We start from the raw sequence: 25,859 nt of genomic DNA on the forward strand, positions 1-25,859 counted from the left end.
CTTTCAATTATCTTGACGACGAGGATTGGTTTAATCTATTCTTTCAAAGTATTATTTTTTCTCGGTTCAGTTGCTTGGGAGTCGTTTCTTTCTCTTCGGCACTTATCTAACATATCAATCCTTCCTTTTTCTGTCAAGGGGTTTGAGAAATATTTTTTGAGGTTGGGTAATTTGTTGGGGTAGAAAGCTGGAGATGGTTAACTGGAAAGGATTTTCTCTGGCTACAGTTTATTTGGATTAGTCCATTTTTGGGGATAGTGCTGTATTTTTTCTGGTGAGGTAGGTTGAATCATGTCCAAAAATTTTCATCATCTTGATTCTCAATACTATTTTTAAGGTTGTTGCTTGCAGGGCTGTCGTAGTAATGCAGTGTTAGTTGGATAAGGAAGGGATTTGTTGGTTTTTCGTTAGAGTAACTGGACTGCCGTGTGGGTGATGTTTCCAGATTATCGAAACGGAACTTTAACTGATTTTCGCTGCTAATGGAGACGATAACGGAAGCAAGGGGAATTGAGCTTGGGGATTGGGATTGGAGAACTAAAGGTAATTTTGATACTATATTGATTAGTTCTAGAGGGAAAAAAGAGTCTAGAGGAGGGAAGAAAGATGGCATTTTTAAACCCGGTTGTGTAGGGGTTGTTGGATCTGGAGGATTAGTGCTATTTGCAGATGTACTGATAATAATTTGGCGAACTTGGATATCAGTTAAGTTAGGGTTAGCACTAAGCATGAGAGCGACTACGCCGGCAATATGAGGGGCTGCCATAGATGTGCCATTGTAATTGGCATATTGATCATTGGGTATTGTGGAGTAAACATCAACGCCTGGAGCGGTAACATAGGTGATTTCTTGAGAACCAGATCGGTTAGAAAAATCTGCAAGATTATTATTTTTATCTACTGCACCTACGGCAATTCCTGAATTATAGGCGTAGCGGGCAGGATAGGATGGAAGTGCGTCACTATTATTACCTGCTGCCATGACGACTATTACGCCTTTATTACTGGCATATTCAATAGCTGACTTAAGAGTATCCTTAGAGGAATTACCTCCTAGACTGAGGTTAATTACATTTGCGCCATTATCAACTGCGTAATAAATTCCTTTGGTGATAGTTGAGTAAGAACCTGAGCCATTGGCATCTAGGACTTTAACTGGCATAATTTTAGAGTTATAGGCTATGCCGGTAACTCCAATACTGTTGTTTTCTGCGGCTATAGTTCCTGAAACATGGGTTCCATGACCATTGTTGTCTAAAATATTATTATTGCTGCTGTCAAAGTTCCAACCTTGAACATCGTCAACATAGCCGTTACCATCATCGTCTATTCCATTACCAGCTATTTCTTTGGCGTTACTCCAAATATTATTTTTTAAGTCTTGATGGTTGTAGTCTACACCTGTATCTAGTACGGCGACAATAATTCCTTGTCCTGTATATCCGTTATTCCAAGCTGTGGGGGCTTTGATTAGATCCGCACCCCAGTTATTGCCACCCAAGTTAGGAGCATCTGTATAGGGACTAACACCTGCGGCTTTACTGACGGCTAATCCGGCGTTGACTAGGCCATAGCCATTGTTAGAGTTATAGCTGGTATTACTAGCTATAGGAGAGTTTGCTTCTAGATTATGTTGAGAAGAATTACTATGATTACCCCAACTTATACTATTGTCGGTGGGATTTTCAAGGGGATTTGTTTGGGAAATAGCGGTGTAATTGATTTCTTGTTGAGAGGAGATGTTTTGATAAATATCCAATGACATAAGTATTTAACCCTTAAGAATAGCAATATCTTTTGACAAGGTAATTTTGTCAAAATCTGCAAGTACAATAATTTGAAATTGTTGGCTATTTCTTCTTTTTAATTACTACTATGAATCGGTAATACAAAAAGATATTTTAATCACGAATAAACTAATTTTTAATAAACGATTCCAGGAAGAAAAATAAATTAATTAACATTTGATAATATAACGATTAATTGTATATAGCAAAAATATAATTTCATGACAAAATCATGGTTGTTTGATATTACAAATAATGATTTATTATCGGTTATACAAAAATTCCCGCTCTCATGAAATACAATAGAGGGCGCAGGCCTTGCGCCCCTACTTGTTTGGTGATAAAAAACTGTGCCTCATAACATCAGGAACTGCTGTAAATACAAAAATCCCCAACTTTGTCAAGAAGCTGGGGATATAAAAGGCAATCAATAGTAGGTTTTTTCAGTGAACACAGGCTCGGAGATAAAAACTTCGCCTTATGATAGCAGTAGTGATGTATTAACTTACAAAATCATTTGAAAGGTGGTTAGAAAATGTTTATTACTTCGAGAACATCTTGCTAAGAAGGTGGATAACCAGCAGCAATTAAAGCTTCTCTAATAACAGATTCCGAAGTTTGAGTTTCTACATTGACAAACTTGGTTTTGGTATCAGCTTCCACAATAGCATGAGCGTCAATGGCTATAACTGCTTTGGTTATATTACTAGCACAAGCAGAACAAGCCATTCCAGGAATAGTGAGTTTAATTGTCATAGGTAAAAAGGAGTGAAAACTCAATTAAAAGTCAGAAAAATATGCGTCTTAACTGACTGCATTATGCTTGAGAAAACAGTATATCCTAAATTTTCTAAATTAATTAGTCAATGTAGAACAATTGTTGATTGTTTGTGCTAATAAAGCTGGTTCTACTGCGCGGATTTTAACCTGTTCCCCGTGGTAGTTGACAGCTAAACACTAATATGGTAATTTTGTACTATAAAAATTTGGTTCTCACTGTCATCTACCTATAGGGAGCAAAGCAATGAAGCTATCTAAAATGGATTTAAGCATTTTATTGGCAATTTCTCATTCTGAGGGATATTTGCAATTGTTGCTCAACAGGGGAAACGAGTTTGAATTAATGCAAATTTCCGCACCAGTCGAAGCTTATGAAGGCTTAAAACAACTAAATGAGGTAATTTCTGATACTGTAACTAATGAAGAGGAAATTTCCATGCTATCGGTTAATTCTTCTGTAGCTTATGCAATTAATTGGTTATGATGCTGATTCACAAATTTTGCAAGTAGAATTCCAAAGTGGTGAAGTTTACCAATATTTTGATGTAGAAGCAGAAACTTGGGAAGATTTTCATTCAGCAGATTCCATTGGTGAATTTTCCAATCAACAAATCAAAGGCAATTATGAATGCGATTGCATAGACAATATATATGATGAGGATTATTAGATTCAAGAAACTGTAGGTTGGGTTGACATGAAAAAACCCAACCAAAACTTTAACAATGTAGTTTTCCTAGCATCAACTCTGAATTAATGTTTGAAAACCTGGATCATTTTTAATCTCATCAAAATCAATATCACTTCCAGCATCTTCTCGATAACTGGGATTAAATTCAATGGCTTTTTGCAGATTTTCTAAAGCTAATTCAACCTTTCTTTGTAGTGCATAACAGGCAGCTTTGTTATAATAGGCACTAGAATAATCAGGTTTAATTTCTAGTGCTTTATCAAAGCTGATGATTGCTTGATTATCTTCTCCCAACATTACTAATGTGTAACCCCGTTTATCCCAAACCTTGGGAGAGTTGGGTTGAAATTCTAAAGCTTTATCAAAAGAAGTAACTGCATCTTCATAACGTTCTAATTCTAGCAAAGATAAACCACGATTTACCCAAGCAACTCCATCGTCATGTTTAATTTTAATAGCTTTATCAAAACAGTTAAAAGCCTCTTGATGTTTTCCTAAGTTTCCACAAGCCACACCAATATCACACCAAGCTTGATGATATTCAGGATTAATTTTGATAGCTTGATTATAGGAGGCTATAGCATCTTTGTAACGTTTTAATCTATTGAGTATTATTCCACGCTTTAACCAATTTTCTGGATTTTCCGGTTGAATTTTAATGAGTTGTTCATAAATAGCCAAAGCATCTTCATGGCGTTTTTCTAAAAATAGTATCTCTGCTTCTTTCAGATAATCATCAATAGAAATTTGTGGTTGTAATGCTTCTGATGTTTGTTTTATTGCTGGTGGTATTGTAGGTGTAATTTCTGCTAATTCTTTGAGAATTATGTCTTTACGTTGTTGAGCATCAATTTCTAATTTTTGCAGATTTTCAAGAACAGTAATTTGCTGTTTTTGTACATCAGTTTGTAAGTCTGAAAACTGAGATGTAAATTCTCCCCCAGATTTTTCTAGATTCTCAATAATTTGCTGTTGTCGTTGTTGAGCAATATTTTGTAATTCTCCAACTTGCTGAGAAAATTCACTTTCTAAGTTTTGCAAACTTTCCAGAACAGTAATTTGCTGTTTTTGTACATCAGTTTGTAAGTCTGAAAACTGAGATGTAAATTCTCCACCAGATTTTTCTAGATTCTCAATAATTTGCTGTTGTCGTTGTTGAGCAATATTTTGTAATTCTCCAACTTGCTGAGAAAATTCACTTTCTAAGTTTTGCAGATTTTCAAGAACAGTAATTTGCTGTTTTTGTACATCAGTTTGTAAGTCTGAAAACTGAGATGTAAATTCTCCTCCAGATTTTTCTAGATTCTCAATTAGTTGCTGTTGTCGTTGAATAGCTGTATTTTGTAATTCTCTTAGTTGGTGAGAAAATTCGCTTTGTAATACAGCCAAATCTTCAAGCAATTGATATTTTTGAACTTGGATATCAGTTTTTAATTCAGTAATGTCTGATTTAAATATATTATTAAGAGTTGCGATATTACCTATAACTATATCTTTTTGAGTTTTAACATCTAATTCAAATTGAGATAATTCATTATTAAATTCTGATTGTAGTTTTGCTAAGTTCTCAACAATATGAAATTTCTCTTGTTGAGTTTCTGACTCTAACCCTTGAAATTGAGATATTAAACCAACGCGAGATTTTTCAATATCACTAATAGCAATATCTTTTTGATTTTCCACTTCTGATTTAAGTTGGGTAAATTGAGAAAATAACTGAAATTCTAACTTTTTGATATTGTCGATTGTAATTCTTTGCTGTTGAGCAGATAAAGTTAATTGTTCTAGTTGAGTATTTAATCTAAACTCTAAATTAATGATGTTTTCTTGAGCAGATTTAACTTCATGTTCTAAAGCTGTTAAAAATTCTTGTTTTGATTTGGGTAAATCGGATAAAAGAATAGATAAATTTTCTTGCTCACCTTGAATCTTTTGTTTAAGGATATTAACTTCCTGTGCTAATTCTTGAGTAGTATTTTTAGATGCTTGAATCAGTTGTTTTGCTTCTGCTTGAACTGTAGTTAATTGAGTTTGCAAATTTTCAATTCCTTGAATTTGCTGCATTGCTCTTTCTCCAATTTCCCTAATTACGACTCGACGAAAAAACCATAATATGGCAATTAAAGCCACAGGAAATAAACTTAAAATAGTCAACCAGATATTAAGCAAGGTATTCGTGCGAGTAAAAGCTTGTTCAAAATCAGATTGCACTTGTTTTTGAGTGCGGGTTTCTTGTCGCAGTCGTGCTAATTCTTCCCGTTCCTGATTTGATAGTACCTGAGCCGTAGCAGATGGTACAGGATACCCACCGATAAAAGCCGTTGATAGCAGCAAGGGTGACAAGAAAATGGCGTTTTTTAAAGCCTTATTTGAGCATAAGGGGTTTTTGTTTTTCATGACTATTTTCCCTATCCGGTGGTTAGTGTTTACAGCGTTGTGCTTATATGTCATCTATGATAGATTATTGTTACAGGGGTACTGGATTTCTAGGGGGTTTTTTGATATTAACAGATTTAGGGAGACCTATTCGCTATTCGAGGATGGAATTATGAAACAATCAAAGAGAGAAAGTCTGGAATAGTTTAAAATGACTATAAATACCATCAGTAGGACTACCTTGAAAATTGGCATTAGCTCTTAAAGAAAGAGGATGGATTTTAAGATCGGATATTATCTGGTATAAACCAAATGCTATGCCATCTATATGATTGAAAAATATGTAAAATCTCTTTAAGTTTATAATTGAGTAATTGTTCTACTTCAATTATTTAATTGGGATTTTTATCAATGTGAATAAACTCTGGAGATTGCAGTAAATCAAAGTACATCATGAAAATAATTGTTTATATTTATACTGATCCAGTATTAGATACCGTTCCCAGTCCAGATGATTGGGGTTGGGAAGTAGATAAAATTTATGAAGATTTAGGAAAACGCACCCAATTACAACAATTATTAATCGATTGTCAAACCGAAACTGTAAATTATCTACTGCTGCGCCGATTAGAAGAATTAGGTGATAGTTTATCCCAAGTGAGCGATCGCCTCAATCAAATAGAAACAATGGGAGTCATAGTCATTACGACACAACAACCCTATGCTTCCAAATCTAGTCAAATCCCCACCGAACTACTACAATTATTACCAGAAATTCAATATCAACAACGTAGCCGCCGAATTCGTCAGGGACACGCTCGTAATCGCCTAGAAACCTCACCACCACCGGGAAAATCCCCTTATGGCTACCGGAGAGGACAGGGTAAATATATTATTGATCGCACTACCTCACCGGTTGTTAAAGATTTTTTTGAATATTTTTTACTCTATGGTTCTGTCCGTGCTACCGTCCGTTATATAGGTAAAAAATACAGTAAAAATATCTCTGTCACCACAGGTAGACGGTGGCTAACTAATCCAGTTTATCGCGGTGATACAGCCTATCAAAACAGGGAAATTATCTCTAATACCCATGTGGCAATTATATCCAGAGAGGAAGCAGCGCAAATTGATAGACTATTACGACGCAACAGCCGCTTACCATCGCGGACAGCTAGTGCGCCCCGTTCTTTAGCTGGTTTAGTCATTTGTCATCAATGTCAATCACAGATGATTGTCACTAGTGTTACCAAGCGTCATCAGGATCAAGAGTATTTATATTTACGTGCAACAGACTGCTCTCAACAGCCTAAATGTCGTGCTATCCCTTACCAAGTAGTTTTAGAAAAAACCATTGATAATATTTGTCGAGATTTACCTTTAGCTGTCGCCGGGATAAATTTTCCCCAATTAGATGCAATTAAAAATAGTTTAGAGAATAACATATCTCGTCAGCAACAAATCCTCCAGCAATTACCCACTTTCATAGAAACGGGAATTTTAGATATAGAAACTGCAAAATTAAGAGTTTACAAACTTCGCACAGAAATTTCCGAACTGCAAGCCAAGTTAGCGATTCTTCCTCCTGTGAATTTGCGTTCTGTAGCTCAATCTGTATCCATACCTCAATTTTGGTTAGACTTATCAGAGGTAGAACGAAGATTTTACTTCCGTGAATTTATCCAACAAATCCAAATTATCCGCCAAAATAGAGAATGGGATGTACAAATAATTTTTATTTTCTAAACCACAAGATCCCCGACTTCTCAAAGAAGTCGGGGATCTGAATCATTGATTATTCATCTTGATTTTTGGGGGACTGTTTGCCTTTTTTACCTGCATTTTTGACATTCATCACTTTTCCTAGTAAATCAAACCAAAAAGGCGCACCCATCGCAATAGCGATACCACTGACAAACCAACCAGCAATCATACTTAAAACACTGAAAACAGGCAACCCATTAAGTCTATATTTTGTGCTGTTGATTTGCTGTTGTACGTTAGCACTTGTCCAACCAATTGGTAATTCAACTTCCTTTAAAATCTCGTTAGGATCTATTTTATTGATATCTGAAGGGTTAGAGCCTTGTGGTGCTACTTTTACAGCCTGGTTAATAATTATTTCCCGCAATAAAGAATCCTTAGATAAACGGTTAATGATATGAAAAGTATCGGCATTGGTTGTGATAGCTAAGGTTATGCCAATGATAATTGCCACTCCTTTAGCATTACGTTTATAAACACCACCGGCTCTTTCCATTGAGCTATCAAAACTATTTTCAATTTCTCTTCGTAAAATAGTAATACCTTCTTCCGTGCTTTTAGCTCTCATTTGGGCGCGTTTTGCCATAACTTGAATGTTATCAACTACAGAGTCCGGCAAAATATCAATCAGTTCTTTAACTTTTTTATAAGTTTCACTATCTTTATCTTGGATAGCTGCTATGACTTCATCATGAATATCACTACCTTTCTTGATAGATTTGACAATTTCATTAATATTAGGTTTTAAGCCTCCTATCACTATGGCTTTTTCGGCATTTTCAAAAATATCTTGTCTTAAGAATTTTAGTTCCCGCAAAGGCCTATCTAAAATATGTTCATGATCAGCTATACTTGCTACAAAACTTTCTATATATTTAGCTAGGCTATCTCCCATCCTATTTATCACCATGTAGATATCATATTTGTCCTTTTTGAATTCATCAATAATCAGGTTATACTCTAACTCTAAGCGTCTATAATCTGCGGCAATATTGGCGGCAAATTCACTAGATAGTTCCTGATTATTAATGTAAACTTGTAACTGAATCAAAATTTGTCTAACATCATCTAACCGTTCAGCTTTAAATTGCTCCAACCTGATTTCGGTTAATTTTTCTACCAGTATTGGCAGTTGGAGTGTATCCATAAAAGTATTAGCAAAATTTTCACCACCAATATAGGAAGGCGCACTACGTTTTTGATCACCAAACACAGTTTCTTTTTTAAATCTAGAACTAGATTTTCTAAACAGACTAAAAAATGAGCCAATTGTCCAGGTAGCTTTCCGAGGTAAAGTTGCCAATAGACCTTTAGCCTCTTGATTAATGCTTTGAATTAAAGGATTACCGTAAATTTTATTGACAAGTTGAATTATTTCGGGATTTTCTGAAGTTTGAGCATCACCAGCTAAAAGAATTTCAATTGATCTTCTCAAGTGTTCAGCCCGCCATTGCAGTACGGTTGTCAATAGTTCTTGAATTTCCGAAGCCAGTAAACTTAAAATTAAGTAAATAAAAATTAAACCCAGTGCCACATCTAAAATAAAAGGTAAATCCATGGACATTCTCCTTCGGGGTAGTTGACTAAATGCTAATGGTAGTATTTATATCATTTAATCGTAAAGATGCTTGTAAACTTCCTTAAAAAATCAATAAGAAAATCTTCGCCAAAAAATTATCTCTATTCATGGGAAATTGAGCTAATTTGGGATTTAGCCATTGTCTTTGAATATAGATTGTTCCTAGATGGCAACATTGGAGATTCGCTTGGATCTCTATGTGATTAAACCTAGCAGTTATAAGATTCGCATAGAATATGCAAGAAGGAAGCTTTGTTTGGACTCATCTAGAAAAACAGCATCGTGTGACTGAAAAGAAGATTGATTGGCTATGGCTAATCCTATTGTTATTAGCAGCGGTGATCTTGTTTAGTATCAATCTTGGATCTTTGCCCTTACAAGATGGCGATGAGGCAACCGTAGCCAGGGTAGCGCGGGAAATTTGGCAAGCCCCAGTAGATTCAATGCGCTGGCTTTACCCGACTTTGGGAGGTGAACCATATCATCACACGCCGCCACTTATGCACTGGTTAATTGCTGGGGCTTATGCTCTGGGTGGTGTCAATGAATGGACAACGCGCCTACCTGGTGCAATTTTGACAGCAACTTCTGTACCTTGCTTATATTGTCTGGGGAGGGAGATATTTCGTCAACGTTGGGCAGCTATTTATAGTGCTTTGATTTATTTAACAATGCTGCCTGTGGTACGTTATGGCAGGTTGGCAATGTTAGATGGGGCAGTTGCCTGTTTTTTAATTGTGATGATGTGGTTTGTCTTGCGATCGCGGCGGGATTTACGTTACTGCTTAGGTGTAGGCATTAGTTTTGGGTTAATTTGTCTAACTCAAGGCATGATGGGTGTTTATTTAGGTGTAATTGTTTTAGTCTTTCTTTTTTGGGATACACCCAGACTACTGACAAGTTATTATTTCTGGATAGGTATTTTTATCGGTTGTCTACCTGTATGCTGCTGGTATGGGTTTCAATTAGGTCACTATGGATATCCCTTCGGTATTGATGTCAATACGTCTTTAAGCCATATTCAAACCATTAATAATGGCACATCCCAAGCACCTTGGTATTATCTTTTAGAAATCGCTAAATGGACATGGCCTTGGTTGATATTTCTGCCCCAAACTATCCGTATTACCTGGGAAAATAATAATTTCAGTTGGGCAAAATTAATTATAATCTGGTGTGGTGTTTATCTATTAATTATTTCCCTCATTAGCTTTAAACTCCCCTGGTATATATTCCCCATTTACCCTAGTTTGGCTTTAGCTTTTGGGTTTCAATTGGCCGAGATGGAAAATATCCCCTTATTCTCAGGCTATCCCCGCGCTTGGGTAACGAGTTTAGCAATATTGGCGATAGTGGCTTCTGCAAGCAGTATTTATTTTGGGGGCAGAACATTAGACAAAGCCGAGTTACAGATTATTTTTGCCGCTGTAGCTTTAACTATGACCTTATCCGCAATCTTAGCAGAACGCGGTGATAGACAATTTCTGAAAATTTTAATTTGGGGAAGTTATATTTCCCTATTATTATTAATGAAATCTAATTACTGGGTTTGGGAATTAAATACAGCCTATCCCGTTAAACCCGTAGCGGCAATGATCACAAAAATTAACCCAGCAGTTAAGGAAATCTATACATCTTTTCCCTACCATCGTCCTTCCTTGGATTTTTATAGCGATCGCACCATTATTCCCGCTTCCATTGGTGAACTACAATATTACTGGCAGTATAATAGCCAACCTTATTTCCTCATTAACACGTCTACATTAGGAAACCTCCAATTTAAATCTATCAAAGTCATAGACCAAGTAAAAGACTGGCAATTAATTACCAAACAAAATAACTCATTATAAGTGGGGTTTGCGGTAAGAATTGTTGTTATGGCAAGGGAACAGGGAACAGGGAAGCAGAAATTTTCTTCTTCCTGAACTCCTGATAGCGCAGCGTGGCGTTAGCCATACTCCTGACTCCTGAACTCTATTTTTCACCCCTATTCATTTTTTCAATTTGGGGAATTTCTTGACCATTACGACTCATATTGTCTTGAGTCATAGTCACAATACCGAAAAAAATTGCACTTCCCACAACTAAAGACAATAAAGGACGCTTAATGACAATAAAATCTCTGATGATCCTTGCCAAAGGTCGGCTTTGACGACGGAGAGCCGATGAAATCATCATTTGTCTCCAAATAAATGGATCACGCACATAATGTCCACTTTGGCAAACAACTAGTTTTTCCTGACAATAAGGGCAGGTAAACAAACCAATATAAGACTTAATTGGCTTTGTTCTGTTATTTTTTTGACAAATTGGGCAAGTAACATAATGATTATGAAAAGTATTTGTACTCATCTACCTCGTCTCGCCTAGTCCCTTGATTCTATTTATAACAATATCTGTATTGAATTTTACTGTAAACCTAGTAATTATGCCATAATCACTGATAGTGATTGGCAAAATACTATGATGGAATCTCAGAATGTAATTGATCCATTGATCCAACGACGTACTCTTCCCAATATTATATTAACCCAAGTTGTTAGTAATGCAGGACAGAATTATTTTTTCTCAATATTTTGTGATTTTTGTTAGTTAATTATAGGACTTACGCACTAGTTACGGAATAAACGAACCACAGAGGCACAGAGAACACAGAGAAATGAGGGTTTGAGAGATATTTTGCGTAAGTCCTGAATTATTGAGCAGGCAGTTTCTCTCATAGTCAACCACAATAAGAAATAATAGACAAAAAATGGATTTTTCTGACATTTACCCCATTTATCAATATCTCAGAATCCTCAATAATTAAAAACCTACTTTCCCCCATATTCCATGCGGTTCACTCAGTTAATTAATCGTTTCCAAGCCTCTCCCGAAACAGTCGTGCTGTTTTTAGCCATGCTAATTGGCGGTAGCACAGGTATGGGTATAGTCACCTTTCACTATTCAATCCAGCTAATTAACAACTTCATGTTGGAAAATTTGATGGGACAAATTGAGATTTGGGGTGCTTGGACCTTAGCGGCTGTTCCTATTCTCGGTGGTATCATTGTTGGCCTCATGCGTTGGCGAACTCAAGATTTTGGTCCAGGACTTTCATCCCTGATAGCTGTTTCTCAGGGAAAAGAAGCGAAAAAACCCCTGCGACCGGTGACAAAAATGATCGCGGCGGCAGTTTCTCTTGGTAGTGGTGCATCCTTAGGGCCAGAGGGTCCAAGTGTGGAAATTGGGACTAATTTTGGGGTGTTGTTATCGGACATATTACAAGTATCTCAGGAGCGTCAGCGGTTACTATTGGGGGCTGGTGCGGCTGCTGGGTTAGCCGCTGGGTTTAATGCCCCCATTGCGGGAGTATTTTTCGCCTTAGAAGTAGTCATGGGTAGTACATATTTTGCTACTTCTGCTGTAAGTGTGATATTACTAGCCGCCGTCGTTGCTGCCTTAATTGCTCAAATTGGTTTAGGTTCACAACCAGCTTTTGCTTTACCCGCTTATCAGGTTCGCAGTTACCTAGAATTACCCCTTTATCTGGGTTTAGGTTTGGGTGCAAGTTTAATTTCTCTTACCTATACTGAATCCATTCGTTTAGCTAAAGCTATCTTTACTGGCAATTTCTCAGGGTTAACGTTATTAGGTAAAATTCCTCAGTCCATTCAGCCAATTTTGGGTGGTGTAATTATTGGTTTAGTAGGTTGGCGATATCCACAAATTTTGGGTATTGGCTATGGAACTGTAGAAGCAATACTACAAGATGAAGATTTTTCCCTCAATTTATTACTAATTTTACTAGTATTGAAACTGCTCATGACAGCGGTAAGTTCAGGTAGTGGTTTTGTGGGCGGATTATTTGCCCCAGCTATGTTTTTAGGTGCTTCCTTTGGGTCTGCCTACGCTAAATTTTTGGCTTTGATCATCCCAGGAATTGGAGAATATATGGCTGCCCCTCCAGCTTATGCAATGGTAGGTATGGCGGCGGTTTTAGCAGGTAGCGTGAGAGCGCCATTAACAGCAATTTTAATGTTATTTGAATTAACCCGTGATTACCGCATTGTTTTACCTTTAATGGCGGCAGTGGGTCTAAGTGTTTGGTTAGTGGAACTAATCAAACCAACGGTAGATGCTAATGCTAATCTGCAACAGATTGGTTTACCTGAATTGAAAGATGAAAAGGTAGAACTTTGGCAGCAAATGTTAGTAGCAGATGCTATGTACACCTGTCCTAAAAAATTATCAGCAACTTTAGGAGTGTTAGAGACTGCGGTAGTCATGACGCGAGAACGAATACGCAGTGCTTTAATCATTGATGATGATACTGGTAAACTGGTAGGAATTCTTTCCCTAGAAGATATTAAACGAACTTTTCTTATCTGCCAAAATCTTCCTAATTCATTGCCGGAAATTCAGGAATATTTATCTGGTCAAAAACTGATAGATATTTGTACTACAGATATTCTCTATGCTTGGGATGATGAACCTGTATATGAAGCTTTAGACCGGATGGCATTACGTGGGTTACATCAATTACCAGTGGTAGCTAAAGACAATCCCGATTTTATTCTGGGTTTGCTGGAAAGGGAACAAATTGAATTAACTTGTAATTTAACGGCAATCACTAAGATACTGCACCAATATTCACCAGTGATTCCCACTACCGAATATATAGAGGAAATTGGTAATTGGTAATTGGTCAATATCCTGGGGGTAACCTCTCGTGATTGCTTTGATTTCCATAGGCGTTGCTGATTAAGTGTATGAATTTTAGTTTCACGCCAAGGCACAAAAACGCATTGAGGTTTGAGTTTTAAAGGTTCAATTTGGGAGTTTCATACCTCAATTCAGCAATGGTAAATTAACTATCAAGCGATCGCTCTCCATTGGTAAAATCTCTTCACAATGCAGGATATTCTAGTCTAAAGCCACCTTAAATAAAATAGCCGTAGGCGCACAGGCACAAGCCAATTTCGCTCAAAGTTATGTTAAAACACCTCAAAATGGTGTAACTTCTGACATTTATAGCCGTGCAGGTGAAGTAGTATCCGGTAACGGCAGCGGACCTAGCAGATATGTTTTAAATTCTCAAAATTCCTCTCTGTTGTCTCTGCGGCTCTGCGTGCAAAAAAATCCTGAAAACCTCAACCATGAAAACTATTAACTCTGCTAAACCTGTAATTTCCATCCGCAATCTTGATCATTACTTCGGATCTGGACAACTACGAAAACAAGTTTTATTTAATATTAGCTTAACTATAAATGCAGGGGAAATTGTAATCATGACAGGTCCTTCTGGTTCGGGTAAAACCACATTATTAACCTTGGCTGGTGGGTTACGTTCTGCCCAGTTTGGGAGTTTGCAGGTGTTAGGTAATGAACTATGTCAAGCCAATGCTAAACAATTAACCCAAGCCCGCAGAAATAACGGTTATATTTTTCAAGCCCATAACTTACACGGTAGCTTAACAGCAATCCAAAACGTGAGGATGGGTTTAGAAGTACAGCCGAGAATGTCAGCAAAAGAAATGTTAATGCAGTCACAGCAAATGTTAGAAGAAGTAGGATTAGGTAATCGTCTCAATTACTATCCAGATAATTTATCAGGGGGACAAAAACAACGGGTAGCGATCGCTCGCGCCTTAGTCAGTCAACCGAAAATAGTCCTAGCAGATGAACCTACCGCGGCCCTTGATAAACAATCAGGACGGGATGTGGTAGAACTAATGCAGAAATTAGCCAAAGAGCATGGTTGTACAATTTTACTAGTCACCCACGATAACCGCATTTTAGATATTGCTGACCGGATTATTTATATGGAAGACGGTCATCTTGTCCGAGAAAAAAGTAATTCTTTACAGATGTAAGTAGGTGAAACACCTGGCGACAAAAGCACCGCCAGGATGATCTTAATGATTGGCTTGTTGAATTAAAGTATCTAACTCCTGCTGCATTTTACTTCTGACTAACTCATAGCATTCGTCCACATAAGTGCGATCGCTGGCAGCTTCTTTTCCATAGCGTGCAAACACAATCGGCGGACAAACCCTAGTGTAGATAGTCACAGGCAAAGGAATATTAGGCAGCGGTCCAAAAGCCAATCCCCAAGGTAATCCCAAATAAACGGGAAACACCAAAGGATCAACCCCAAGTAGCCAAGGCATCCCCATTTTATGAAATTGCTGCATAACTTCATATATATCAGCCAAGACAATTAGAGTATCATGGGACCCCCAGGAAATCGCCGGCACAATCGGGATATTCTCCCGCAGTGCCAACTTAATAAACCCCCTGCGTTCAGCAAAATAAATTTTATCCCGCATCCCATGGGGTCGAAACACATCCTCCGCGCCACCCGGATAAACCAAGACACTAGCGCCAGCCCGCAAAGCCTTGTAAGCCATTTTCGGGTGCGCCCTCACTGCACCAGCCTTCATCGCTATTTCTGCCGCTGGTGGAAACACATCCCAAACTTTAGGGTGCATCAAACCATAAATAGGTCTTTCTACACTAAAGCGACGCAACCAATCATATAACATCATGGAAGTATCAGGAGAGGCCAGTCCGCCATTATGAGAACCGACAACCAGAATTTTTCCATCTGGGACATTTTCCCAGCCACTGGTTTGGACTCGAAAATAACAGTTATATAACAAGCCCAAGATAGGCATCATAGATTCGATGAACCTTGGATCCCGTTGATCCAAAGACCACCCTGTGTTAGTGGTTTGAAGATGCTTTAGTTTGAACATCAGGAAATTTTATCAGGATTTATACGGGTGAAACAACCCATTGTTTTGCATTTCCATCCAGCCTAACGCAATCCTCCCATTGTTTTCCCCACTCTAGAATGATAAAATGTTCAGTAGGAACACAATCTAATTCTTCCCGTCTAAATAAGCAATCAGTTCCGTACAAGTCTTGCCCGCTAATAATACAATGACGAGCAAGATGCAAAGCCGCGCTCGTTTCCCACTTACCGGGTATTATTATGAAACCTTTGAAGCTATTTAAAATTGCTTTCGTAGCACTCACAACGGGCCTATTACTGAATCAGTCCAGCTTTGCTAAAACCCCACAGTTAGAAATTAACTCTGAGTTCGATCAAGATCCATTAGTATTAAACGGTACATCTGGAGGGTCTGTGAAAAGTAATTGTGGGAATATTAACACTGCTCCTAATCAAATAATTCAAGTTACAGAACCATTGCCTTATCTACGATTGACGGTAGAAAGTAAAGGACAGCCAACACTATTGATTGACGGACCAGGGGGGCGATTTTGTGTGCTTGCTGATAGTTATAGCGGTGGCAAGGCAGAATTCTCCGGTTACTGGCAGCCGGGTAAATACTTATTGTATATGGGCGATTTGTCACAAAATAGGTTCAACTACACCCTTGCCATTTCCCAGCAAAAACAAGTGCCGAAATAGTACACCTATACTATTTCATGGCATCACTAAAACAACAACAATTTTAGCTTGACCGACAGAAGCTCCACGCCTGACCCGAAATTTAAATTACAAGAGTTTAACAATACTGTTGCCAAAAATCTGAAACCCTATTGATATCGTCACGATTTTATCGGGTTTCAGCCCTATATTTAACCTGAGTTCGGAGTTTCTCCTTGGGAGACGCTACGCGAACGGAGTTATGATTTTTTCAACGAGATCATAAGGGTTTGAGACTCATGGCGATTTTTCCACAAATTATCTTATGTCGAACTCAGGTGAACTCCATACTCCGAACTCCGAACTCCGATCACCTATTTTGAGACACCATCAGCCAAAACCTGGCACTTTTTTGTGATAAAAATCCGCGAAACCCTTATTAATAAATGGTTTTAGCTTTATTTAGTAATCTCTATTTATAAAATTGGCAAAGGTATGTTTAAGGGATCGTATTTTTGGCAACAAATTGGACTCCTAACATGATATTGGTATTACAGTGACTCAATAAAATCTTTGAGGAGAAATATGTTTAAAAGACTAATTGGTGTTGTTGTTGCTACTATTTTGCTGACGTTACAGATGGTTGTCGGTACTGCAACAGCTTTAGAACTGGATGAAACTATCCGCACAGTACCATTAAATGACAAAGGTGATACAGTTGTTCTCAGCTTAAAACAAGTCAAAGAAGGCAAACGACTATTCAATTTCGCTTGCGCTCAATGCCATGCTGGTGGAGTTACCAAGACTAATCAAAACGTGGGACTTGAACCAGAAGCTTTAGCAGGGGCTTTACCTAAACGCAATAATATTGAAGGTTTGGTGGACTACATGAAAAATCCCACTACCTATGATGGCGCAATAGAGATTTCTGAACTCCACCCCAGCATTAAGAGTGCGGATATTTTCACAAAAATGCGAAATCTGACTGAAGAGGACTTGAAAGCGATCGCTGGACATATTCTCCTACAACCAAAAGTTGTGGGCATTAAATGGGGTGGCGGTAAAATTTATTACTAAACTATCCTGATTCATTCATCCAAATTGTCAGGGAAAATATCATAGATTCCCTGACTTGTTGATTGTCAAAATTTTTGGCGATAAATTATGATTAGAAGACTAATTGGTGTTGTTGTTGCTACTATTTTGCTGACATTACAGATGGTTGTCGGTACTGCAACGGCTTTAGAACTGAATGAAGCTATCCGCACAGTTCCATTAAATGACGAAGGCGATACAGTTGTATTATCTCTGAAACAAATCAAAGAAGGTAAACGACTATTCAATTACGCTTGCACTCAATGCCATGCTAGTGGAGTTACCAAGACTGACAAAGACGTGGGACTTGGATCTAAAGCCTTAGCAGAGGCTGTACCTAACCGCAATAATATTGCAGGTTTGGTGGACTACATGAAAAATCCCACTACCTATGATGGTGAAGAAGAGATTTCGGAAATCCACCCCAGCATCATGAGTGCGGATATTTTCCCAGAAATGCGAAATCTGACCGAAGATGACTTGATAGCGATCGCTGGACATATTCTCCTACAACCTAAGATTCTGGGCGATCTATGGGGTGGCGGTAAAAATTATCACTAAATTACTTTCATAAGCTCGATTCTATAGGTAGGGGTTTAGCACTGCTAAACCCTTACAGCTAAATAATGACTTAAAAACTAACTTCTAAGCTGTACAGGCATAGCCAAATAGGTCATTTTCAATCCACCCAAAGGCGTGAAAATTACTGGAGTTAAACTTTGATTCAAGTGCATTTGAATTTCTGAAGATGGTAATTCCTTCAAACCTTCCATCAGATATTTAACATTAAAAGCAATGTCTATATCTTCGCCAGATATTTGTGCTGGCATTGATTCTGTACCACTACCAACATCTTGTGCTTCACAAGATAAAGTAATTTCTTGATTGGCATTATCAATGCTGATTTTGACAATATTATTTTTCTGATCTGCTAATACAGCAATTCGTTCCAAAGTGCTAATAAATTGCTTTCTTTCTAATGTGACTTGGCGTTCAAATTGCCGAGGAATTAATTGCCGATAAGCGGGATATTGCCCTTCTAAAGTGCGGCTGGTGAGGCGTTGATTTTGCCAAGTAAATACTACTTGACCTTGATCAAGATATACGGCTACAGTTTCTTCTGATGTGGAGTTATGTCCTAACATCCTTTGTAGTTCTCGTAATGCTTTTGCTGGTACTGTCACCTCTACCTGTTCGCTTCCTTCTACAGGACGCTCATTTGTGGTTTCCAAAACTGCTAACCGGTGTCCGTCGGTAGCAGCAAATTCTAAAGTGTCCTGTTTGAGAGTTAAATGTACACCTGTGAGAACTTGCTTGGTTTCATCGGAACTTGTAGCAAATAAAGAACCTTTCAATCCTTCAATTAGTGCTGCTGTGGTGAGAGTAATGGCTTCAGCATTTTCGATTATAGGTAATTCGGGAAATTCTTCTGCGCCCATTGCTCGGACTTGATAACGTCCGCTTTTGGGTTTGAGAGTGACAATTATACCTTCCCCACCTGCATCTCCTGATTGATAGCTTCCCTCGGCGCAGGCATCATCTAGGGTGATTTCCCCTTCTGGGAGACGAGAGGTGATATCTACAAGTAGTTTGGCAGGGAGAGCAATTGTCCCCCCTTCTAAGACCTCGGCGCTAAAGCTGGTACGGATACCTAAACTCAGGTCAAAGGCTGTTAAACTAACTTGATTAGTTTTGGCATCTGCTTGTAATAAGATATTGGCAAGAACAGGATGGGTTGGTCTGGAGGGGACTGCACGACTAACGAGAGAAAGGTTACTACTAAGATCACTTTGAGAACAGATTAGTTTCATCTTTAAATTCAATAATGGGGGAATTGGGAATTGGTAATGGGTAATTGGTAATAACTGATTTACCCATCACGTTGTTATCTTAACTGCTTAAAGCCTTGATAAACCGTTGCAAACTCTTAAACACACTGGGTTTTTTGGTGGGTGTGGTGTCGCTGGTGTTGGTGTTTTGCGTTTGTCCTCCCATAAGAATCCCGTCTAATTCGTCACCGGAAGGTTTTTTCGGGAGTTCGGCAACTTTTTGATATTCTTCTTGTATTTCTACCCATACTTCCCATAATCCAGGATAGCAACGGAACAGGGCAGATTGATCATCTATGGGACGGATATAGTAACAAGATTCGATGGTACTAATGAAGCGACGACGGGTTTCTCTGGCTGTGTAACCGATACCAACTATACTGGAATCTTCGAGTCGGGGTGTTAACATGATTGTGGGGCGATCGCCGATCAGTTCACACAGCTTTTCTAATTGTGGGACTTCTACGGAAGTTGGGGCAATAAATAGGAAAATTTCATCCTCTGGCTGAATTTTTGCTTCTAGGGATGCAGCCCTACCAGTACCAATATCGGAAATTTGGAATTGTGCGTCTGTCCAATCACGACGGGCTAAAGCAGCCGCACCAGCATCAGCAAAGAAGACTTTGAGACGAGATTCGTATTCAGTAAATTGGGGGAGAAATTGTTCTGCAACCGTCATGAATTTGAGTTCAGGAAATAATAACTCAACTTGAATCCGAGTTATACCATCAGCTAAAGCTGATTTTACCGCTTCACAAGATTGAGCGATCGCATCTTCTAAGGTTTTTGGTAGTTCAGCCATAGTTTATCAAGTCGTTGGGTTAATATTTAATTCTCTACTATATTGATTTAGGTGGTATGAAAAATCATCCAATCACTAAAAATTCAATTTATAGCAGAAGGCAAGAGGGAATAGGCAAGAGGCAAGAGTGAAATCCTTGGTATGACTAGGTTTTAAGGATTAATAATGTCCTAATCATTCTGGCTACAGCTATATTAGTAATTTAGGCATTATTGTTGAGTGTTATAGCAGGAGTCAGGAGTCAGGAGTCAGGAGTTCAGGAGTAAAAACCTGTTGTGGTCGGAGTTTCATGATTAATTCATGCCCTAACCACCTTGACCGTTACTATAACTAAAACCTCTCTCCTATTCCCTATTCCCTATTCCCTCTTAACTGTCACCTGTCACCTGTCACCTGTCACCTGTCACCTGTCACCTGTCACCTGTCACCTACTCCTTATTCCCTTACAATAACGACAATTTTTAACACCAACCTACTTAGAAATTCAGTTAATATAGAGTGCAAACTACATGAGTCAAGGTTTTTTACAAATTGCTTTAACGCTGGTTATTGTCGTATTTATTACGCCCATACTAGGGAAATATGTAGCCCGTGTTTTTTTGGGGGAAAGGACAATCCTTGATCCTGTGATGAAGCCTATAGAGGCAATAATTTATATTTTAGGGGGTGTGGGCAAAAGAAATGATATGACGGGTTGGCAGTATATTCGCGCCTTACTATGCAGTAACTTAGTCATGGGTGTGGCGGTTTACGCGCTTCTTTATTATCAGAAATTCCTACCCTGGAATCCCAATGGACTGGGGCGGATGAGATGGGATTTATTACTACATACTACAATTTCCTTCCTAACCAATACGGACCAACAACACTACGCCACAGAAAACACCTTTAGTTATTTTAGTCAAACATCAGCTTTAGGTTTTTTAATGTTTACCTCAGCGGCTAGTGGTTTAGTTGTAGGAATTGCCTTTATTCGGGGGTTAACGGGGAGAAAACTGGGGAATTTCTATGTGGATTTTACCCAGGCTATCACTAGAATATTATTACCTTTATCTATTGTGGGGGCGATCGCTCTCATCATCGCCGGAGTACCTCAAACCCTAGCCCAAACCATCTTAGTAGAAACCTTAGAAGGCAGAATCCAGTACATAGCCAGAGGTCCAGTAGCCTCCTGGGAAATGATCAAAATGTTAGGAGAAAATGGCGGCGGTTTTTTTGCAGCTAATTCTGCTCATCCTTTTGAAAATCCCAATGGCGCTTCTAACCTAATAGAAATCATCGCCATGCTGGCTATCCCCACCTCCCTAATTTACACCTACGGAGTATTTGCCAACAACCTCAAACAAACCTGGCTATTATTTTCAATGGTGTTCATCATCTTTGTCGTTCTCATTGGCGTTACAGCCACAGGGGAATTACAAGGAAATCCCCTCATTAACAATGCTTTGCGATTAGAATTACCTAACTTAGAAGGCAAAGAAGTCAGATTTAATTGGGCGCAAACCGCACTATGGGCAGTTACAACCACAGCCACCATGTGCGGTGCTGTTAACGGAATGCACGATTCCCTCATGCCCAGTGGCACATTTTCCAGCTTATTCAACCTATTTTTACAAATAATTTGGGGAGGACAAGGCATAGGAACAGCTTATCTCTTTACTTATCTGATGCTCACAGTTTTTATCACCGGTTTAATGGTAGGGCGCACACCAGAAATTTTTGGGCGCAAAATCGAAAAACGGGAAATTGTTCTGGCTAGTGTGGTGCTATTAATTCACCCGATGATGATTTTAATTCCTAGTTCCATAGCTATGGCTTATCCTATATCCTTGTCAGGAATTAGTAACCCAAGTTTTCATGGAATTTCCCAAGTAGTTTATGAATACGCCTCAGCCGCAGCCAATAACGGTTCTGGTTTAGAAGGATTAAATGACAGCACATTATGGTGGAACTTAAGTACAACTGTCAGTATTTTCGCAGGACGTTATATACCCATTATTGCCCTACTTCTCTTAGCTGATAGTATGTCTAAAAAACAAGCCAGTCCAGCCAGCCGGGGAACTTTAAAAACTGATTCTCTGCTATTTACGGGAATTACTGCTGGTGTCACCCTAATTTTAGCCATCCTCACATTCTTCCCTGTTCTAGCTTTAGGACCAATTGCCGAAGGCTTTAAACTCGCTTCCGGTAGTTAGAAAAAATGAGGTAATGAGGAAATATAAAGATAGGTCTAAGTAGGTGAACACAATAAAACCAAACTGTGTAAAGAAACGTAAAATCGCCCAAACCCTCTTCACTCTTGCCTCTTGCCTCTTGCCTTGCCATAACGACAATTTTCAACGCCAACCTACTTAATATTTATCTTGCCTCTTACCAATTACTTATATATGAACTCTACCTCTAATTCTAAAGCTCCCCGTCCCCGTTATCGCCGTAAGAAACACAGAAAAACGCGGGTATCCCATAAAGGACTGTATTTCCGAGCCATAGGAGATGCCTTTATTAAACTGTATCCCCCATATGCCATCAAAAATCCAGTGATGTTTCTAGTATGGATAGGAACAATCATCACCTTCTCTGTCACCATTTACCCTGAATTATTCGGTCCAGTAAATCAAAAAAATCCCCATCTGTTTAACGGACTATTAACGGGAATTTTATTATTCACAGTTCTATTTAGCAACTTTGCCGAAGCCGTAGCCGAAGGACGAGGTAAAGCCCAAGCCGATACTCTCCGTTCCACCCAATCAGCCACCATTGCCAAAACTATCACCGTTGACGGCACAATTACAGAAGTTCCTGCCAACAGCTTAAAACAGGGAGACACTATATATGTAGTCTCAGGTGATGTGATTCCCGCAGATGGTGAAGTAATCATGGGTGTCGCCTCTGTGGATGAATCAGCAATTACAGGCGAATCTGCCCCAGTTCTCAAAGAATCAGGTTCAGACGTTGCCAGTTCAGTTACAGGTGGTACACGCATAATTTCTGATGAACTGATTATTCGTGTTACTGCTGAACCAGGCAAAGGCTTTATTGACCGGATGATTGCTCTGGTCGAAGGAGCAGAACGGACTAAAACCCCTAATGAAATTGCTTTAACAGTATTATTAGCAGTTCTGAGTTTAGTATTTTTATTCGTAGTAGCCACTTTGCCCGCCTTTGCCTACTATGTGAATAGTCCTGTGAGTGTTCCTATTCTCATTGCTCTTTTGGTAGCCCTCATCCCCACAACCATTGGCGGTTTACTGAGTACCATCGGTATTGCAGGGATGGATAGAGTGGCACAATTTAACGTCATTGCCACCTCTGGCAGGGCAATAGAAGCCTGTGGCGATATTAATACTCTGGTGCTTGATAAAACTGGAACAATCACCCTTGGCAACCGTTTAGCAGAAGAATTTATCCCCATCAATGGTCATTCAATGGCGGAAATTGCTAACGTGGCTTTGGCGGCTAGTATTTTTGATGATACTCCAGAGGGGAAATCTATTGTCCGACTGGCAGAAAAGTTAGGGGCAAATTTTGATTTAGACCGCAAACAAGCACAGGGGATAGAATTTTCAGCAAAAACCCGCATGAGTGGTACTAATTTACCTGGGGGTAGGGAAGTACGGAAAGGCTCAGTAGAAGCGATTAAAGGCTTTGTTCTCTCCCGTCGCGGACGAGATACACCGGAATTAGATGTTGCCTATCAACAAGTTTCTCATCAAGGTGGTACACCTTTAGCTGTTTGTCTTGATAACGAAATTTATGGTGTTATCTATCTCAAAGATATTGTGAAACCGGGTATCCGGGAACGATTTGACCAACTCCGACGCATGGGAGTGCGGACTATCATGCTGACGGGAGATAACCGGATTACTGCTGCTGTGATTGCCAAAGAAGCTGGAGTAGATGAATTTATTGCTGAAGCTACGCCAGAAGATAAAATCAGTGTGATTCAACGGGAACAAGCTGAGGGTAAAATAGTAGCGATGACAGGGGATGGAACTAATGATGCTCCCGCTTTGGCACAAGCTAATGTAGGTGTGGCAATGAATACGGGAACGCAAGCAGCTAAGGAAGCGGCTAATATGGTGGATTTAGATTCTGATCCCACCAAATTAATTGATATCGTTAGTATTGGCAAGCAATTATTAATTACTCGTGGAGCGTTGACGACATTTTCTATCGCTAATGATATTGCTAAATATTTTGCAATTATTCCCGTACTTTTCACGGCTGCTAATTTAGGAACTTTGAATATTATGAAGTTGAGTAGCGTTAATTCGGCTATTCTCTCAGCCTTGATCTACAATGCTTTAATTATTCCGGCTTTGATTCCTTTGGCATTAACAGGTATTCAGTTTCGACCTTTAACCGCTAATCAACTTCTGCAACGAAATATTTTAATTTATGGCTTAGGTGGGGTGATTGCTCCATTTATTGCGATTAAATTAATAGATATGATGATTACATTTGTGGGTTTAGCGTAAATATAGCAGATTGCAGATTAATCAGGTACGGGATCTATATTCACCGCTAGACAGTTTTACTCCTGACTCCGTGAATTATGCTGTAATTACGTGAATAGGTAATTGATAATTCTTGCCTTTTACTTGTTGTATATTACCCTTTTCCTGATGAAAATGATACCATTGATTCGATTGTCCAAGTTTAAACACCAATTACCAATCACTATTTTTATAGTGATGTGTTTCAGTTTATTTATGAGTCCAGTGGTTTATGCTAATACTACTCTCAGTTTAGATAGGGTTTCTACTTGGGCGATGGGGGTTTTAGGGTTTACTACTATGATGTTGGTGGTTTATTTGTTAATAGTTATTTTTCAGCCAGAACGATTTTAATAATTGGCAAATCGTAGCGATATGTATTTAAATTTTTCTGTTCACCTACTTACAGCACTTTTACTCCTATATCCTGACTGGGCGCAGGCCCTGCCCTGCGCCCCTACTTCGGTAAATCCTCTGATTAAATTCAAGGTTAAGTAGGTGAACACAATAAAACCAAACTGTGTAAAGAAACGTAAAATCGTCTAAACCCTCTTCACTCTTGCCTTTTGCCTTGCCATAACGACAATTTTCAACGCCAACCTACTTAAATCAAGATTAAATTATGTCTATTTTTAGAGAAGCTGTCAAAGCAATTAGAATTACTTTGGTAATTTGGTTATTAACAGCAATTGTCTATCCTCTTTTCATATTGCTAGTCGGTCAGTCTTTTTTCCCGATTTCCGCTAATGGTAGTGTGATTTTAAATATCAATGATCAACCTATTGGTTCGACTTTAATTGGTCAGGGATTTACATCTGATCGTTATTTTCATAGTCGTCCCAGTGCTGTTAGATATAGTCAAGGTAAAAAAGCTCAACCAACTGGTATTTCTGGAGGTAGTAATCTTGCTCCTACGAATCCAGAACTGAAGGAACGTATTCTCAAGCAGGTGGAAGAATTGCAGAATCAGGATAAACAACCTGTGGCTGATTTGATTTATACGTCAGGATCTGGTTTAGATCCCCACATTTCTTTAAAGGGAGCACGACAACAAATAGAGAGAGTGGCACAGGCACGGGGTATTAAGGAAGATGATATTATTCCGTTGATTAATAAGTATCTTGATGGCAGGTTTTTAGGAATTTTTGGTGAACCAGGGGTAAATCTATTACGTTTAAATTATGCTTTGGATTTACAAGATATTAATCGTTAGCAAAATTAGTTAGGGGTTGCTGATAGTGAAGTGTGGTATAAAATGTCGGGCGCAGGGCTTGCGCCGATTCA

The 25,859-nt window shown here is 38.7% G+C and carries 21 protein-coding genes; 13 read left to right on the top strand and 8 right to left on the bottom strand.

Features of this window, described 5'->3' with window-relative positions:
* Window positions 1–289: 289 nt before the first annotated feature.
* Window positions 290–1,765 (bottom strand): S8 family peptidase, encoded by a 1,476-nt coding sequence (locus tag PN471_RS05530; RefSeq protein WP_271775988.1) that lies wholly within the window; start codon window positions 1,763–1,765, stop codon window positions 290–292.
* Between the two features lie 583 nt (window positions 1,766–2,348).
* Window positions 2,349–2,543 (bottom strand): heavy-metal-associated domain-containing protein, encoded by a 195-nt coding sequence (locus tag PN471_RS05535; protein WP_271775989.1) that lies wholly within the window; start codon window positions 2,541–2,543, stop codon window positions 2,349–2,351.
* Between the two features lie 268 nt (window positions 2,544–2,811).
* Between PN471_RS05535 and PN471_RS23310 the strand changes: the two genes are divergently transcribed.
* The gene (locus tag PN471_RS23310) at window positions 2,812–3,051 is read left to right on the top strand and encodes a hypothetical protein (RefSeq protein ID WP_334311899.1); all 240 of its coding nucleotides are present in this window, start codon (window positions 2,812–2,814) and stop codon (window positions 3,049–3,051) included.
* Window positions 3,032–3,235: a KTSC domain-containing protein gene (locus PN471_RS23315; RefSeq protein WP_334311900.1), complete on the top strand. Its 204-nt coding sequence runs from the start codon at window positions 3,032–3,034 to the stop codon at window positions 3,233–3,235. Before PN471_RS23310 ends, PN471_RS23315 begins: the two co-directional genes overlap by 20 nt.
* A gap of 72 nt (window positions 3,236–3,307) precedes the next feature.
* On the opposite strand, the gene PN471_RS05545 is transcribed toward PN471_RS23315, so the two are convergent.
* Window positions 3,308–5,653, bottom strand: a complete 2,346-nt coding sequence (locus PN471_RS05545; protein WP_271775990.1) for a tetratricopeptide repeat protein — start codon at window positions 5,651–5,653, stop codon at window positions 3,308–3,310.
* Window positions 5,654–6,085: 432 nt separating this feature from the next.
* Between PN471_RS05545 and PN471_RS05550 the strand changes: the two genes are divergently transcribed.
* Window positions 6,086–7,378 carry a recombinase family protein gene (locus PN471_RS05550; RefSeq protein WP_271775991.1) on the top strand — a complete coding sequence of 431 codons (1,293 nt, stop codon included), beginning with the start codon at window positions 6,086–6,088 and terminating at the stop codon, window positions 7,376–7,378.
* Between the two features lie 49 nt (window positions 7,379–7,427).
* Here the strand turns inward: PN471_RS05550 and PN471_RS05555 are convergent, their stop codons facing one another.
* Window positions 7,428–8,954, bottom strand: a complete 1,527-nt coding sequence (locus PN471_RS05555) for a hypothetical protein (protein ID WP_271775992.1) — start codon at window positions 8,952–8,954, stop codon at window positions 7,428–7,430.
* Window positions 8,955–9,211: 257 nt separating this feature from the next.
* Between PN471_RS05555 and PN471_RS05560 the strand changes: the two genes are divergently transcribed.
* Window positions 9,212–10,825, top strand: a complete 1,614-nt coding sequence (locus PN471_RS05560; protein WP_271775993.1) for an ArnT family glycosyltransferase — start codon at window positions 9,212–9,214, stop codon at window positions 10,823–10,825.
* A gap of 124 nt (window positions 10,826–10,949) precedes the next feature.
* Here the strand turns inward: PN471_RS05560 and PN471_RS05565 are convergent, their stop codons facing one another.
* Entirely contained in the window at window positions 10,950–11,327 is a 378-nt protein-coding gene (locus PN471_RS05565; protein WP_193897282.1) for a hypothetical protein, read from the bottom strand.
* Window positions 11,328–11,807: 480 nt separating this feature from the next.
* On the opposite strand from PN471_RS05565, the gene PN471_RS05570 reads away from it, so the two are divergent.
* Both PN471_RS05570 and PN471_RS05575 read left to right on the top strand, forming a co-directional pair.
* Window positions 11,808–13,658, top strand: coding sequence for a chloride channel protein (locus tag PN471_RS05570; RefSeq protein WP_271775994.1), 1,851 nt, complete (start codon window positions 11,808–11,810; stop codon window positions 13,656–13,658).
* A 455-nt stretch (window positions 13,659–14,113) separates the two neighbouring features.
* Window positions 14,114–14,830: a DevA family ABC transporter ATP-binding protein gene (locus tag PN471_RS05575; protein WP_193897278.1), complete on the top strand. Its 717-nt coding sequence runs from the start codon at window positions 14,114–14,116 to the stop codon at window positions 14,828–14,830.
* Window positions 14,831–14,872: 42 nt separating this feature from the next.
* Here the strand turns inward: PN471_RS05575 and PN471_RS05580 are convergent, their stop codons facing one another.
* On the bottom strand, window positions 14,873–15,715 hold the full coding sequence (locus PN471_RS05580) for a lysophospholipid acyltransferase family protein (RefSeq protein ID WP_193897276.1): 843 nt from the start codon (window positions 15,713–15,715) through the stop codon (window positions 14,873–14,875).
* Between the two features lie 239 nt (window positions 15,716–15,954).
* Between PN471_RS05580 and PN471_RS05585 the strand changes: the two genes are divergently transcribed.
* The 3 genes from PN471_RS05585 (at window position 15,955) to psbV (PN471_RS05595) (ending at window position 18,009) form a co-directional block, all read left to right on the top strand.
* Entirely contained in the window at window positions 15,955–16,395 is a 441-nt protein-coding gene (locus tag PN471_RS05585) for a hypothetical protein (protein WP_271775995.1), read from the top strand.
* Between the two features lie 543 nt (window positions 16,396–16,938).
* The gene (gene psbV, locus PN471_RS05590; RefSeq protein ID WP_271775996.1) at window positions 16,939–17,430 is read left to right on the top strand and encodes a photosystem II cytochrome c-550; all 492 of its coding nucleotides are present in this window, start codon (window positions 16,939–16,941) and stop codon (window positions 17,428–17,430) included.
* An 87-nt stretch (window positions 17,431–17,517) separates the two neighbouring features.
* Window positions 17,518–18,009, top strand: a complete 492-nt coding sequence (psbV, locus tag PN471_RS05595; RefSeq protein ID WP_271775997.1) for a photosystem II cytochrome c-550 — start codon at window positions 17,518–17,520, stop codon at window positions 18,007–18,009.
* Between the two features lie 77 nt (window positions 18,010–18,086).
* Here the strand turns inward: psbV (PN471_RS05595) and dnaN are convergent, their stop codons facing one another.
* Window positions 18,087–19,259, bottom strand: coding sequence for a DNA polymerase III subunit beta (gene dnaN, locus PN471_RS05600; RefSeq protein ID WP_271775998.1), 1,173 nt, complete (start codon window positions 19,257–19,259; stop codon window positions 18,087–18,089).
* A gap of 79 nt (window positions 19,260–19,338) precedes the next feature.
* The gene (locus PN471_RS05605) at window positions 19,339–20,079 is read right to left on the bottom strand and encodes a DUF1995 family protein (RefSeq protein WP_271775999.1); all 741 of its coding nucleotides are present in this window, start codon (window positions 20,077–20,079) and stop codon (window positions 19,339–19,341) included.
* Window positions 20,080–20,588: 509 nt separating this feature from the next.
* Here PN471_RS05605 and kdpA point away from each other — a divergent pair.
* From kdpA to kdpC, 4 genes are all read left to right on the top strand, one after another.
* Window positions 20,589–22,274: a potassium-transporting ATPase subunit KdpA gene (gene kdpA / locus PN471_RS05610; RefSeq protein ID WP_271776000.1), complete on the top strand. Its 1,686-nt coding sequence runs from the start codon at window positions 20,589–20,591 to the stop codon at window positions 22,272–22,274.
* A gap of 192 nt (window positions 22,275–22,466) precedes the next feature.
* Window positions 22,467–24,557 (top strand): potassium-transporting ATPase subunit KdpB, encoded by a 2,091-nt coding sequence (gene kdpB / locus PN471_RS05615; RefSeq protein ID WP_271776001.1) that lies wholly within the window; start codon window positions 22,467–22,469, stop codon window positions 24,555–24,557.
* Between the two features lie 234 nt (window positions 24,558–24,791).
* Window positions 24,792–24,929, top strand: a complete 138-nt coding sequence (locus tag PN471_RS05620; protein WP_193897260.1) for a potassium-transporting ATPase subunit F — start codon at window positions 24,792–24,794, stop codon at window positions 24,927–24,929.
* Window positions 24,930–25,197: 268 nt separating this feature from the next.
* Window positions 25,198–25,788: a K(+)-transporting ATPase subunit C gene (gene kdpC, locus PN471_RS05625; protein ID WP_271776002.1), complete on the top strand. Its 591-nt coding sequence runs from the start codon at window positions 25,198–25,200 to the stop codon at window positions 25,786–25,788.
* The last annotated feature ends 71 nt before the right edge of the window (window positions 25,789–25,859 follow it).

Source organism: Aphanizomenon sp. CS-733/32, assembly GCF_028330045.1.
Lineage (GTDB): Bacteria > Cyanobacteriota > Cyanobacteriia > Cyanobacteriales > Nostocaceae > Dolichospermum > Dolichospermum gracile.